The organism is Stakelama portus, assembly GCF_003171655.1.
Classification (GTDB): Bacteria; Pseudomonadota; Alphaproteobacteria; order Sphingomonadales; family Sphingomonadaceae; genus Sphingomonas; species Sphingomonas portus.
This window is the reverse complement of the sequence record NZ_QFZL01000002.1, coordinates 368,181-381,905: the sequence shown is the minus strand read 5'-3', so window position 1 is coordinate 381,905 and position 13,725 is coordinate 368,181. Positions and strand designations below refer to the sequence as shown.

The 13,725-nt window shown below is 62.2% G+C and carries 10 protein-coding genes and 1 tRNA gene; 8 read left to right on the top strand and 3 right to left on the bottom strand.

The window, feature by feature from the left end; translation table 11 throughout:
- Positions 1 to 34: 34 nt before the first annotated feature.
- Positions 35 to 247: a hypothetical protein gene (locus tag DKB74_RS07070; protein ID WP_109807425.1), complete on the bottom strand. Its 213-nt coding sequence runs from the start codon at positions 245 to 247 to the stop codon at positions 35 to 37.
- A 113-nt stretch (positions 248 to 360) separates the two neighbouring features.
- Between DKB74_RS07070 and DKB74_RS07065 the strand changes: the two genes are divergently transcribed.
- The 7 genes from DKB74_RS07065 (at position 361) to DKB74_RS18815 (ending at position 7,551) form a co-directional block, all read left to right on the top strand.
- Positions 361 to 445, top strand: a tRNA-Leu gene (locus DKB74_RS07065).
- Between the two features lie 64 nt (positions 446 to 509).
- Complete coding sequence (tig, locus tag DKB74_RS07060; RefSeq protein WP_109807681.1) at positions 510 to 2,111, top strand: trigger factor; 1,602 nt, start codon at positions 510 to 512, stop codon at positions 2,109 to 2,111.
- 340 nt (positions 2,112 to 2,451) lie between these two features.
- On the top strand, positions 2,452 to 3,393 hold the full coding sequence (locus tag DKB74_RS07055; protein WP_109807680.1) for a glycosyltransferase family 2 protein: 942 nt from the start codon (positions 2,452 to 2,454) through the stop codon (positions 3,391 to 3,393).
- A 273-nt stretch (positions 3,394 to 3,666) separates the two neighbouring features.
- Positions 3,667 to 4,323: an ATP-dependent Clp endopeptidase proteolytic subunit ClpP gene (clpP, locus tag DKB74_RS07050; protein ID WP_162604166.1), complete on the top strand. Its 657-nt coding sequence runs from the start codon at positions 3,667 to 3,669 to the stop codon at positions 4,321 to 4,323.
- A gap of 162 nt (positions 4,324 to 4,485) precedes the next feature.
- Positions 4,486 to 5,751: an ATP-dependent Clp protease ATP-binding subunit ClpX gene (gene clpX / locus DKB74_RS07045; protein ID WP_109807423.1), complete on the top strand. Its 1,266-nt coding sequence runs from the start codon at positions 4,486 to 4,488 to the stop codon at positions 5,749 to 5,751.
- 190 nt (positions 5,752 to 5,941) lie between these two features.
- Entirely contained in the window at positions 5,942 to 6,787 is an 846-nt protein-coding gene (locus DKB74_RS07040; RefSeq protein WP_109807422.1) for a GGDEF domain-containing protein, read from the top strand.
- 50 nt (positions 6,788 to 6,837) lie between these two features.
- On the top strand, positions 6,838 to 7,551 hold the full coding sequence (locus DKB74_RS18815) for a hypothetical protein (protein ID WP_109807421.1): 714 nt from the start codon (positions 6,838 to 6,840) through the stop codon (positions 7,549 to 7,551).
- 22 nt (positions 7,552 to 7,573) lie between these two features.
- Here the strand turns inward: DKB74_RS18815 and DKB74_RS07030 are convergent, their stop codons facing one another.
- The gene (locus DKB74_RS07030) at positions 7,574 to 9,295 is read right to left on the bottom strand and encodes a M1 family metallopeptidase (RefSeq protein ID WP_109807420.1); all 1,722 of its coding nucleotides are present in this window, start codon (positions 9,293 to 9,295) and stop codon (positions 7,574 to 7,576) included.
- A complete protein-coding gene (locus tag DKB74_RS07025; protein ID WP_109807419.1) occupies positions 9,295 to 11,028 on the bottom strand; it encodes a M1 family metallopeptidase in 1,734 nt (577 codons plus the stop codon). Before DKB74_RS07025 ends, DKB74_RS07030 begins: the two co-directional genes overlap by 1 nt.
- Before the next feature lie 123 nt (positions 11,029 to 11,151).
- Between DKB74_RS07025 and lon the strand changes: the two genes are divergently transcribed.
- Positions 11,152 to 13,605 carry an endopeptidase La gene (lon, locus tag DKB74_RS07020; protein ID WP_109807418.1) on the top strand — a complete coding sequence of 818 codons (2,454 nt, stop codon included), beginning with the start codon at positions 11,152 to 11,154 and terminating at the stop codon, positions 13,603 to 13,605.
- Positions 13,606 to 13,725: the final 120 nt, after the last annotated feature.

Here is a 13,725-nt window from a genome sequence, read left to right as displayed (position 1 = left end):
GGTGCCGTTTATGGGTTCACGACCTAAGTCGCGTTCAGGCGATCGGCTGGCCCGGGGCGATACCCGGGTCCGGCTGACCCGGATCGGGAACATCGATATCGGGGCCGATCGGCGTGATTTCCGGCCCCGGCTCGGTGGGCTGGCCCGGCTGAGCCGGCTGGGGCGGGGTTTCGGGCGGCGGCTGAGTCGGTTCGGCGGGCTCAGGCCGGGGCGGCGTTTCGGGCGGAATAGGGGGCTCTACGGGCATGTTTTCAACTCCTGTTTGGCCTGAACAACGAACTGTCCCGCATTCGAGTTGCTTGCCGAACTTGCTACGGCGCGCATGACTGCTATAGACGCCGCCGATCGGCGGTGTCCCCTGCGGGCGTGGCGGAACTGGTAGACGCGCTGGATTTAGGTTCCAGTATCGCAAGATGTGGGGGTTCGAGTCCCTTCGCCCGCACCAGATTCGCCACTTCATGTGGGCGCGGACGGCGCCTTTTTCCGGATTCAAGCACGAAAGCGTGGAAATGCAGACTGTCGAGACGTTGAACGAGGGCCTGAAGCGCGCCTACACGATGACCATCACCCCGAAGGATGTCGACGCGCGCGTCGATGCCGAGGTGAAGCGCCTTGCACCGCAGATCCGCATGCCCGGTTTCCGCCCCGGCAAGGTGCCTGCGAATCTGATTCGCAAGATGCATGGCGAGGCGCTGGCCGCCGATGCGCTCAACACCACGATCCAGGAAGGCGTTCAGTCGCTGATCGCCGAGCACAAGCTGCGCCCGGCGATGGCGCCGTCGGTCAACCTCGCCGAAGGCTATGAGCCCGGCAAGGAAGCCGAAGTGAAGGTCGAGCTCGAAGTGCTCCCCGATGTTCCCGCGCCTTCGATCGAAGGGCTGAAGCTCGAACGGCTGGTCGTGCCGGTCGCCGACGAAAAGGTCGACGAACAGCTCGCGCAGATCGCCAGCCAGCAGAAGAGCTGGGAAGACGCGCCCAAGACCCGCAAGGCGAAGGAAGGCGACATGGTCGTCATGGATTTCGCGGGCAAGGTCAATGGCGTCGCCTTTGACGGCGGCACCGGCGAGGACATGTCGATCGAAATCGGCTCGGGCCGTCTGATCCCCGGCTTCGAAGACCAGCTGGTCGGCGTGAAGGCGGGCGACGAAAAGACGATCGAAGTCACGTTCCCCGAGGAATATGGCGTCGCGGATCTGGCCGGAAAGCCGGCGACGTTCGATCTCGTCATCAAGACGATCAAGGTCGCGGGCGAAAGCAAGATCGACGATGATTTCGCCAAGAATATGGGCCTGGAAAGCCTCGAGCAGCTCAAGGGGCTGGTCAAGGGCCAGATGGAGCAGGAACATAACGGCCTGACCCGCACCTATATGAAGCGCAAGCTACTCGATCAGCTCGCCGCGGGCCATGATTTCGAAGTGCCGCCGTCGATGGTCGATGCCGAATTCGACCAGATCTGGCACCAGCTTCAGCACGAAGCCGAGCATGAGGAAGACACCGAGAAGGCCAAGGCCGATCTCGAAGGCGAGCGCGACGATTATCGTGCCATTGCCGAACGCCGCGTCCGTCTGGGCCTGCTGCTTTCCGAAATCGGCAATGCCAATGGCGTCGAAGTGAGCCAGCAGGAAATGAACCGGCTGATCATGCAGGCGGCACAGCAATATCGTCCGGAAGATCGCGAACGGTTCTTCCAGTATGTCCAGCAGGAACCGATGGCCGCCGCGCAGCTGCGCGCGCCGCTGTTCGAGGACAAGGTCGTCGACTTCCTGTTCGAAAAGGCAGAGATCACCGAGCGCGAAGTCGCCCGTGAGGAACTCGAAGCCGCGATCGAAAGCGAAGAGGGCGCGGTCCCGCACGTCCATGGTCCGGACTGCGACCATGACCATGACGACAAGCCGGCCAAGAAGCCTGCGGCAAAGAAGGCCGCCGCCAAAAAGGCTGAGCCTGCCGAAACCAAGGAAGAAGCCCCGGCCAAGAAGCCGGCTGCCAAAAAGGCGCCCGCCAAGAAGGCTGACGCTGCGGAAGGCGACGAAAAGCCTGCGGCCAAGAAGCCCGCAGCCAAGAAGCCGGCCGCCAAGAAGGCCCCGGCCAAAAAGGCGGACGCCGACAGCTGATTTCACGGGTTCGTGAACGCAAATCAGGGCGGGGGGAGGCTGCGGCGTCCCCCCGCCTTTTTCTTTTTCTCGGGGCACGGGGCGACGAGGATCTCCGTCGCCCCTGCGCAGGCAGGGGCCCATGTCTGCACCGTCGCGCGATGCAGTCGCGCGATGCAAATGACACATGCAGGCGAATTCCTGTGTCAGCGGCGGGAAATCACGGCACTGCAATAGCCGCATGCTTGCGCAGCGGCGCCGCAGATGGGAACTGGCGCGCGCAATGCGACTGGTGCCGTCTCCCGCAGTGGCACAGCAGAAAAATATCGAAACCGCCGCCGTCTCACCCTATGGCTGGGCGATGAGCCCACGCATTGCCGTAATCCTGCCCTGCTACAACGAAGAAGCCGCGATCGCGAAGACAGTGGGCGAATTCCGCGCCGCGCTGCCCGGCGCGGCGATCTATGTCTACGACAATAACAGCAGCGACGGCACGATGCGCGTGGCGGCAGAGGCGGGCGCAACCGTCCGGACCGAACGCATGCAGGGCAAGGGCCATGTCGTCCGCCGGATGTTCGCCGATGTGGATGCCGATATTTACGTGATGGCCGATGGCGACGCGACCTATGACGCGTCGGCGGCGCCGGCGATGGTCGAACGATTGCTGACCGAGGGGCTCGACATGGTCGTCGGCGCGCGGGTCCATGAAGTGGCGCAGGCCTATCGGCGCGGCCATGTGCTGGGCAACCGGATGATGACCGGCGTGCTGGCCGGGCTGTTCGGGCGGAGCTTCACTGATATTTTCTCGGGCTATCGGGTGTTTTCGCGGCGGTTCGTGAAAAGTTTTCCCGCGCTCAGCCGCGGGTTTGAGACAGAGACCGAAATCAGCGTCCATGCGCTCGAACTGCGCATGCCGGTGGGCGAAGTCGAAACCCGTTATTTCGCGCGACTCGAAGGATCGCATTCGAAACTGTCCACCTATCGCGACGGTCTGCGCATCGCGCGCACCATCGCGACGCTGTATCGCGTCGAGCGGCCGATTCTGTTCTTCGGCTGGATCGCGGCGGCGCTGGCGGCGCTTTCGATCCTTCTCGCCATCCCGCTGGCGCTCACATATTGGCAAACCGGGCTGGTTCCGCGCCTGCCCACCGCTGTGCTCAGCACGGGGCTGATGCTGCTCGCCTTTCTCAGCGGCTTTTGCGGCCTGATCCTCGACACGGTGGTGCGCGGCCGGCGTGAAGTGCGCCGGCTCGCCTATCTCGCCGTGCCGGGCCCGCTCGCGGTTCGGGACGAACAACGCTAGCAAACCGACCGTCCCGGTGACGGGCCTGTCCTACAGGCGCAATTTGTGCCATCGCCCGGGGGATGGCGATGCTGCGATTATCCTGGTCGGCCTCGTGCGGGCGCGCGCGGGCGTACGCGCGTCGTGGTGCGACCCGGTGCGAACTTTGTACGCAAAACCGCCATTTTCGTCATTCGTGCCAAAGCATCCCTAACCGGGCTAATCCCCCCTTGCGCCCCGCGATCCGAGCGCCGATGTAAGGGCGGGCAAAACAGAAATAAGAGATTTCCCTACATGCATCCCCTTTCCGGCCAAATGACCTTCGACCCCGAGACCGGAGCGCTGGTCCCCATCGTCATCGAACAGTCGAGCCGCGGCGAACGCAGCTTCGACATCTTTTCGCGCTTGCTGCGCGAACGCATTGTGTTCGTGACCGGGCCGGTCGAAGACAATATGGCGTCGCTGATCACTGCCCAGCTGTTGTTCCTCGAATCGGAAAATCCGAAAAAGGACATCTGGATGTACATCAATTCGCCCGGTGGCGTGGTGACCGCCGGCATGGCGATCCACGATACCATGCAGTATATTCGCCCGCGCGTCGGCACGGTGTGCATGGGTCAGGCCGCTTCGATGGGCAGCTTCCTGCTTGCCGCAGGGGAGCCGGGCATGCGCGTTGCGCTGACCAATGCACGGATCATGATCCACCAGCCTTCGGGGGGTGCGCAGGGCATGGCCAGCGATATCGAGATCCAGGCGAAGGAAATTCTGCGCATCCGTGCGCGCATGAATGACCTATATGTAAAATATACCGGCCAGCCGCTCGAAAAGATCGAAAAGGCGATGGATCGCGACACGTTCCTTTCGGCCGATGAAGCCAAGACCTTCGGATTGGTCGACGATGTTTTTGAAAAGCGTCCCGCCGTTTCCGAAGATCCGTCAGGCGCTGCTTAACGGTTGCTGGCCTATTGGTTTTCAATCCGCGTACGGTCGGCATGCGCGGATATCGGGACGGGCAGAGCCTCTGTCCGCCCGATTTTGGATTGCCGGATGCGTGCCCGCGTGTAGGATGGCGGGTGGATTGTTGCGCCCCGATGGGCGCCAAGGGTGAACTGAATGCCAAATCTTCAAGGCGGCGATTCCAAGAGCACGCTATATTGCTCCTTCTGCGGCAAGAGCCAGCATGAGGTGCGCAAGCTGATTGCCGGGCCGACCGTCTTCATCTGCGACGAATGCGTCGAACTGTGCAACGACATCATCCGGGAAGAAACCAAGTCCGCACTGGTTTCGAAAAAGGATGGCGGCGTGCCGACGCCGCAGGAAATCTGCGACGTGCTCGATGATTATGTCATCGGTCAGAAACAGGCCAAGCGCGTCCTCTCGGTCGCGGTCCATAACCATTACAAGCGGCTCAATCACGGTGCCAAGGGCGCCGAGGTCGAGCTTGCCAAGTCGAACATCCTGCTCGTCGGCCCCACCGGCTGCGGCAAGACGCTGCTCGCGCAGACGCTGGCGCGCATTCTCGACGTGCCGTTCACCATGGCCGATGCGACGACGCTGACCGAAGCCGGTTATGTGGGCGAGGATGTCGAGAACATCATCCTCAAGCTGCTCCAGGCATCGGATTACAATGTCGAGCGCGCACAGCGCGGCATCGTCTATATCGACGAAATCGACAAGATCAGCCGCAAGGCCGAAAACCCCTCGATCACGCGCGACGTGTCGGGCGAGGGCGTGCAGCAGGCGCTGCTCAAGCTGATGGAAGGCACCACTGCCAGCGTTCCGCCGCAGGGCGGCCGCAAGCATCCGCAGCAGGAATTCCTTCAGGTCGATACGACCAACATCCTGTTCATCTGCGGCGGTGCTTTCTCGGGCCTTGAAAAGATCATCGGCGATCGTCTTCAGGGCAAATCGATCGGGTTTGGCGCCTATGTCGCTGCGCCCGAAGAGCGCAAGACCGGTGAAGTGCTGCGTCAGACCGAGCCGGAGGATCTGCTCAAATTCGGTCTGATCCCCGAATTTGTCGGCCGTCTGCCGGTGATCGCGACGCTCGAGGATCTCGATATCGAGGCGCTGGTCAAGATCCTGACCGAGCCGCGCAACGCGCTGGTGAAGCAATATCAGAAGCTGTTCGACATGGAGTCGGTCCAGCTCGGCTTCAACGACGACGCGCTTCAGGCGATCGCCAAGAAGGCGATCGAACGCAAGACCGGCGCGCGCGGGCTGCGCTCGATTCTCGAAGCGATCCTGCTCGACACGATGTTCGACTTGCCCGGCATGGATGGCGTCGACGAAGTCATCATCGACAAGGATGTCGTCGAAGGCCGCAAGGAACCGGTTCGCGTCTATGCGAAAAAGGAAAAGGCTGGCGGCGCCGCCTGAATAACCTGCAATAAAGTATAGATAAGGGCGGAGAGCGTTGCTTTCCGCCCTTTCTTTTTTGGCATCGAAATCTGTGGATAAACTCGGGTTATCCGCAGATTAACCTGATCTGGATCGATCCTCGTAACACCCGGTGCGGGATGTGTCCTTTGCCAACCCGGATCGCGTAATTATCCAGACGAGGAATTTGGTGCGTTTTTATCAGGCAAGTTCGTTCTTGTTTCCCGGCAGCTATCGGCTGCGGATCTTCACCATCTGTTTCGTTGCGACGCATCTGCCGCTGCTTTCGCTGATCGGATGGGAATTGTGGAGCGGTCAGGCGGACTGGGCGTCGGCCATCGTCGTGTTGTTGGCGACATTGGCGGGGACCGGCTTTGCGCTTGCGGCGATCCATGCGCTGCTCGTGCCGTTGCACGTCGCTTCCGATGCGCTCGGTCAGCTGGAAAACGGCGGGACAGTCGAGCGTTTGCCGGTCGGCGGGCGCGATGTGATCGGGCGGTTGCTGGCGAGCGTCAATCGCGCGGCGCAGGCGACCGACCGGCTCGTCCGCTCGCTCGATGATCGGGCCAATACCGATCCGCTGACGGGGCTTCGCAACCGGCGCGGGTTCCTGCAGGCGGTGGCGCAACGCCGTCTCGATCAGGGCGCGGCGGTCGCGCTGATCGACCTCGACCATTTCAAGCGCGTCAACGACGCCATGGGGCATGGCGAAGGCGATCGCGTATTGACTGCCTTCGCTGCGGCGCTGGAGGCCGGGTTGCGGCGCCATGATCTGTGCGGGCGCTGGGGCGGCGAGGAATTCGTCGTGCTGTTCGCCGATGCCGATGTCGCCGAAGCGATGCTGATTCTCGATCGCCTGACCTTTCAGATGGAATGCAATCCCATCGGCCTGCTCGACGGCGCGCCAATCACTTTCTCCGCCGGAGTCGCGAATTTCGATGATCCGGCGCTGGAGGACGCGATCCTGCGCGCCGACCGCGCGCTCTATGCCGCCAAAAGCCACGGGCGGAACTGCGTCAGATCGGATCGCGTCTGATCGCAAGACGGCTTTGCTTCGCGCCGATCCCGTGAGACACAGCAGGGATCGTGACGGCCACCGCATCCGCATCGCATACCGCACTCACCGCTGACGCTCCCGTCCGCCGCCAGCGCCGCCGCGATTTCGGCCGCTCTCTGCGCTGGCTGGAGCTTGGCGCGCTCGCCTATGCCGTGTCGCTTGCGGCCGCGATCTGGTTCAATGCCGATCCCGCCAATGTGCTGGCGCCGGTGGTGGGCCCCAGCGTGCTGCTGACTCCGGTATTCGGCATGCCCTGGGTGGTGATGAGCCTGCATCGCCGCGGGCGCATCCGCCGGGCAATCTATTTCCTCATCCTGCTTCCGATCGCGCATGCCGCCGCCAATTATCTGGCATGGCTCTATGCGACGGAAAATTACCGGTTCGTCGCCGATGGGCTGGCGTTTCAGCGACATATGATCAGCGGCGCGATCGGCGGAGCGGTCGGGGCGGCATTGTCGCTGGCCCTGCTGGTCCCGCTGCGTCTGGCGCCCTATCGGCGCAGCAGTTTCTGGTTCGCATTCTGGGGCACGATCGTGCTCGCCGCGGTGGGCTCCTGGGGCATGGCGTGGGGGCTGGAATGGACCGACCCGATGGTGCCGCAGGATGATGCCGGCCAGCTGGTGCTATGGTTCCTTTGTGTCCATCTGCCGTGGCAGATGGTTTTCGCGCTGTTCCTCGCGGGGATGATGCGCATCCCCGTCAAACCGGCGCGCCAGCCGAAAGCGCGTCCGGGGCGGGATTGATCCCGGCCCGGACGCACCCGGGCTATTGCCGCCGCATCGCATAGGCCTGATAGGCGTCGATCTGATCCGACTGGCGCAGGATGCGCGCATCGGGATCGATCAGGACATGCGCCGAAGCCGGCACGTTCAGCGTCGCGGTACCGCCGCGCATGTCGACAAGCTGCCTTTCCCCATCGACCTGTACCTCGATCGGAAGCGGGAAGGGGCCATCGCCCGGAACCTGCCAGCGGAGCGTCAGCGTGTCGCCTTGCCGCGCTTCGATGATCTTGGGCAGCGCTGCCTGATAGAGATAGACGTTGAAGAACCAGTCGTAATTCTGCCCCGTCACGTCATTGACGATGTCCATATATTCGCGGGTCGAGCTGAACCGCGGCTCGAAATTGCCAGGTTTCGGATCGGGGCGGCCATAGACCAGCCGTCGCGTCACTTCGAAAAAGGCGTCGTCACCGATCGTGTTGCGCAACGTGTGCAACACCCATGCGCCCTTCACATAAATATCGTTGCCGGGGCCGCCATTTTCGGCCTCATAGACCTGTTCCTCGGTGCGAACCTGACCCGAAACAATGGGGTGCTGGTTCATGATGCCGCGACGGAATTCGTCCATCATCACGTCGTATCGCGCTTCGCCCTCGCGCCACAGGCCATAGAGCGGCTGCATATATTGGGCATAGCCTTCGTGGATCCAGTAATCGTCCCAATTGGCCGCCGTTACCTGATTGCCGAACCATTCATGCGCCAGCTCATGCTGGAACAGATCGTCGAAGCCATTGTAGCTCTTGGCGAAACTGTTGCCGTAAGCGTTGATCGTCTGGTGCTCCATGCCGAGATAGGGCGTCTCAACGATCGCCAGCTTCTCGTCGCCCCAGGGATAGGGACCGATCAGCGTTTCGAAGAAATCGAGCGTCGGCGCGAATTCGTCGAACACGCCCTGCGCGCCTTCCTCATGGCCGGGCAGATGCCAGAAATAGAGCGCGATATCGTTGCCGTACTGGCTGTGATAGCTGCCCGAAATCTCCTTGTAGGGCGCGACGTTGAGCATCAGCGAATAGGGATTGGGGCTCTTGGCGTGCCAGTTCCACGTCGTCCGCCCGTCGCTATGCTCATCGACGCCGACCAGCTTGCCATTGGCCGGTGCCTTGAGCCCCGCAGGCACAGTGAAATGGAGATCGACGGTTTCGGCTTCGCCCTCCGGGAAATCGAGGCAGGGATAGAGAAGGTCGCAGCCATAGCCTTCGCTGGTCGACGCGACCCATGGCTTGCCGTCCTGCGTGCGCGCCCAGACCATGCCGTCGTCCCATGGCGCGCGCACCGCGACATGCGGCGTGCCGGCATAGGTGATCTTGACCTGCGCCGTAGCGCCTGCGCGGAGCGGACGGCGCAGCGTGATCGCAAGCTGTCCTTCCGGATTGCTCCATTGCGACGCGGCAAGGTCGCGCCCGTCGATGCTGATCGCCGATACCGGCAGGTTCTTGTCGAGATCGATCAGCAGGCGCGGCACGGTGCGCTCGGTGGTCAGCGTCAGTGTCGCGACGCCCGCAATCCGCTGGCGCTCGGGAAAGACTTCGATGGCGAGGTCGAGATGCCTGAGCCGCAACCCCGCCTGTTCGGCAGGGCGCTCGCCGCCGGAAATCTGGGTTTGCTCGGTGATCGGCGGCTCGCCCCGGCGCAGCGTCTGTGCATCGGCAGCGGCAGGGACCAGCGCCGTCGCGAAAAGCAGGGCGGCGGTAAAACGCGTAACAATCATCAATGGGCTCCCTGAGCGCGCTGCATCATATAGGTTTGGAAGGCATCGACCTGATCGGACTGCATCAGGATCTTCGATTCCGGATCGACGATCACATGCGCGCCCTGGGGTACGGTGATCGATGCCGTTCCGTCCGTCATCGGCAATGTCGTGACGTCGCCGTTCACCGAGATGTCGACCGGCATGGGGAAGGGCTTGTTGCCTTCCGTCTTCCAGGTGAAGGTCAGCTGATCGCCGTCACGGCTCTGCACCAGCTTGGGCAGCGCGGCGGAATAGAGATAGACGTCGAAGAACCACTGATAATCGCCGCCAGCCTCTTGATTTACAAAGGCGATATATTCCGGCGTGCTGCGATAGACCGGCTCGAAATTGCCGGGTTTGGGATCGGTGCGGCCATAGATTGCGAGCCGCAGCGAATCGAAAAAGGCTTGGTCGCCGATCAGCCCGCGCAACGTGTGCAGCACCCATGCGCCCTTGGAATAAATGTCGCCGGCCGGGCCGTCATAATAGACGTCGCTGGCGCTTTGCGGCGTGCCGGACACGATCGGATGCTGGTTGCGGATGCCCGGACGCATGTCGAGCATCATCTTGATATAGCGGCCATGCCCTTCGCGCCATTCGCCATAGAGCGGCTGCATATAGCTGCCGGTGCCTTCATGGAGCCAGAAATCGTCCCAGTTGCTCGCAGTCAGCTGATTGGCGAACCATTCATGCGCGAATTCATGCTGGAACAGGTCGTCGAACCCGTTCGCGGTTTTCGCATAGTGATTGCCATAGGCATTGATCGACTGATGCTCCATGCCCTTATGCTCGGTTTCGACCACGCCCAGCTTCTGGCTCGCAAAGGGGTAGGGGCCGATCACGCTTTCGAAGAAATCGAGCGTCGGCGCGAATTCGGCGAACAGCTGTTCGGGCTTGTCGCCTTCATTGGGCAGATGCCAGAAAAACATCGGAATATCGTTGCCATAGCGGCTGTGATAGGTGCCCGAAATCTCTTCATAGGGCCCGACATTCAACGCGACGCCGTACAGCGTCGGATGTTCGGCATGCCAGTTCCAGGTCGTGCGCCCGTCGGGCAGCGTGTCCATCCCCTTGAACACGCCATTGGACGGCGCGCTCAGCCCTTTCGGCACGGTGATGTGCAGATCGACGAAGTCCGGCTCATAGGTGGGATAGTCGATGCACGGCCAGAACATGTCGCATCCCTGCATCTGAACTGCGGTCGCTATCCATGGTTTGCCGTCGGGCGTGGTTGCCCATACGAAACCGCCGATCCACGGCGCGCGGATCGCGACATGCGGCTGGCCGGCATAGCTGATCTGTGCGGTGACGCTTTCGCCGGCGGCGAGGGGTCGGGGCAGCATCACCGTCATGCGTCCTTCGGGATTGCTCCATGCCGATTCGGGCAGCGCGGTTCCGTCGATGCGGATCGCCGATACCGGCAGATTACGGTCCAGATCGATCACCAGCCGGTCGGTCGCTTCCTTTGCCGTGAAATGCAGCGTCGCGACGCCCGCGATCGCATGGCGATCCGGAAATATTTCGAACTCCAGGTCCGCCGAATCGAATCGCACCTTTTCCTGTGCCGGATCGAGCGGCCCGCCCGAATTGGCGGTCTGCTGCGTCAGTTCCGGTTCGCCGGGCCCCGGAAGCGAGCCACTATCCTGCGCCTGAACGGGTTGAATCGTGAGCGCCGCGATCGAGGCGGCGAGCATCAGGGAAAGGCGGGCCATGCGGGATCTCCGGTCGGTTAGAAGCGAGGAAAAGGGCGACTGGTTGCCCCGGTGATTGATGCCCGGCATGCAAGCACCATATAAATAGGAAGAGGCGCCGTGATTGGCGCGGCTGGAGTATCCATGAAGCAATCCTACCCCGTTCTGCCCCTGCGCGACATCGTCGTCTTCCCGCATATGATCGTGCCCCTGTTCGTCGGCCGCGACAAGTCGGTTGCCGCGCTGGAAGCCGCCATGGCCGACGACAAGGAGATTTTCCTGGTCGCGCAGCTCGATCCTGCCGAGGATGATCCGAGCCGCGATGACCTGTATGACGTCGGTGTTTCCGCCGAAGTTCTCCAGCTGCTCAAGCTGCCCGACGGCACGGTCCGCGTGCTGGTTGCCGGCAAGGAACGTGGCACGCTCGACGCGATCGAAGAACGCGACGGTTATCTTGTCGCCGATGTCTCGCCCGCCGAAGCCGGCGATCAAACGCTTGAGGATAGCGCCGATCGCATGGACGAAAGCGTCGAAGGTGCAGCCGATCGGCTGAGCCCCGACGTCAAGGCGCTGATGCGTTCGGTCGTCGATCAGTTCGAAAATTATGCCAAGCTCAACCGCAAGCTGCCGGCCGAAACTGCGGTTCAGCTGGGCGAGCTTGAAGAACCCTCGCGCCTTGCCGATGCGATCGCGGCCAATATCGCAGTCAAGGTTGCCGACAAACAGTCGCTGCTGGTCGAAGCCGACCCGGTCAAGCGGCTCGAAATGGTGTTTGCCTTCATGGAAGGCGAGCTGGGCGTGCTGCAGGTCGAAAAGAAGATCCGCAGCCGCGTGAAGCGCCAGATGGAGAAGACCCAGCGCGAATATTATCTCAACGAACAGCTCAAGGCGATTCAGCGCGAGCTGGGCAATGAGGGCGAGGAAGGCGAAGGCGACGAGATCGCCGAGCTGACTCAGAAAATCGCGACGCTCAAGCTCAGCAAGGAAGCGCGCACCAAGGCGACGAGCGAGCTCAAGAAGCTCAAGACGATGGCGCCGATGAGCGCCGAGGCAACCGTCGTGCGCAATTATCTCGACGTGCTGCTGGGCCTGCCCTGGGGCAAGAAATCGAAGCTCAAAAAGGATCTGGTCGAGGCCGAAGGCGTGCTCGACGAGGATCATTATGCGCTCGAGAAGGTCAAGGACCGGATCGTCGAATATCTCGCGGTTCAGGCGCGCACCAACAAGCTGAAGGGGCCGATCCTGTGCCTCGTCGGACCGCCGGGCGTCGGCAAGACCAGCCTCGGCAAATCGATCGCCAAGGCGACCGGGCGCGAATTCATCCGCCAGTCGCTGGGCGGCGTGCGCGACGAGGCCGAGATTCGCGGCCATCGCCGCACCTATATCGGATCGTTGCCGGGCAAGATCGTCACCAACCTGAAAAAGGCCGGTACCTCGAACCCGCTGTTCCTGCTCGATGAAATCGACAAGCTGGGTCAGGATTTCCGCGGCGATCCGGCTTCGGCGCTGCTCGAAGTGCTCGATCCGGAACAGAACAACAAGTTCAACGACCATTATCTCGAAATCGACATCGATCTGTCGGACGTGATGTTCGTGTGCACGGCCAATTCGCTCAACCTGCCACAGCCGCTGCTCGACCGCATGGAGATCATCCGGCTCGAAGGCTATACCGAGGATGAGAAGGTAGAGATTGCCGAGCGCCACCTGATCGCCAAGCAGGTCGAAGCGCATGGCCTGAAGGAAGGCGAGTTCGAACTCACCACCGAAGGGCTGCGCGACCTGATCCGCTATTATACGCGCGAAGCGGGCGTGCGTACGCTCGAGCGCGAGATCGCCAAGCTGGCGCGCAAGGCGCTGCGCCAGATTCTGGAAGGCAAGGTGGAAGGCGTCGTGGTGACGCCGGAAAACCTCGCCGATTTTTCGGGCGTGCGCAAATATCGTCACGGCCTGGGCGAGGAAGAGCATCAGATCGGCGCGGTCACCGGGCTTGCCTGGACCGAAGTCGGTGGCGAGCTGCTGACGATCGAAAGCGTCACCGTGCCCGGCAAGGGCGCGATCAAGACGACCGGCAAGCTGGGCGATGTGATGAAGGAATCGGTCGAGGCTGCGTTCAGCTTCGTCCGTGCCCGCGCGCCGAGCTATGGCATCAAACCCAGCCTGTTCGCGCGCAAGGACATCCATGTCCACTTGCCCGAAGGCGCCGTGCCCAAGGACGGGCCCTCGGCCGGCATCGGGCTGGTCACGTCGATCGTTTCGACGCTGACCGGTGTTGCGGTGCGCAAGGATGTGGCGATGACCGGCGAGGTCACGCTGCGCGGCCGCGTGCTGCCGATCGGCGGCCTTAAGGAAAAGCTGCTCGCGGCGCTGCGCGGCGGCATCAAGACGGTGCTGATCCCGACCGAGAACGAGAAGGACCTTGTCGAGATTCCGGCCAATATCAGGGAAGGGCTGAAGATCGTCCCGGTCGCGCATGTCGATGAGGTGCTGCGCCTTGCGCTGACCGATTCGCTGACCGCGATCGATTGGACCGATGCGGATGAACTTGCCGCACAGCCTCCGGCGGGCGTTTCGGGTATCGGCGACACATTACCGCATTGATCTTCGCGGCGAGTTGTTTATGGGGGCGCTTCCCGCCGAGGGTTGCTCGCGCGTTCGTCATTTTTGGCGAAATTGTGTCGTGATTTCCTTTGACAGTAGGTGTCTTAGCGGCCTTACTGT

Coding starts and splice junctions, on each gene's coding strand:
- DKB74_RS07055 (WP_109807680.1), top strand. CDS start 2,452: ATGAGCCCACGCATTGCCGTAATCCTGCCCTGCTACAACGAAGAAGCC.
- DKB74_RS07025 (WP_109807419.1), bottom strand. CDS start 11,028: ATGGCCCGCCTTTCCCTGATGCTCGCCGCCTCGATCGCGGCGCTCACG.
- clpP (WP_162604166.1), top strand. CDS start 3,667: ATGCATCCCCTTTCCGGCCAAATGACCTTCGACCCCGAGACCGGAGCG.
- tig (WP_109807681.1), top strand. CDS start 510: ATGCAGACTGTCGAGACGTTGAACGAGGGCCTGAAGCGCGCCTACACG.
- DKB74_RS07070 (WP_109807425.1), bottom strand. CDS start 247: ATGCCCGTAGAGCCCCCTATTCCGCCCGAAACGCCGCCCCGGCCTGAG.
- lon (WP_109807418.1), top strand. CDS start 11,152: ATGAAGCAATCCTACCCCGTTCTGCCCCTGCGCGACATCGTCGTCTTC.
- DKB74_RS07030 (WP_109807420.1), bottom strand. CDS start 9,295: ATGATTGTTACGCGTTTTACCGCCGCCCTGCTTTTCGCGACGGCGCTG.
- clpX (WP_109807423.1), top strand. CDS start 4,486: ATGCCAAATCTTCAAGGCGGCGATTCCAAGAGCACGCTATATTGCTCC.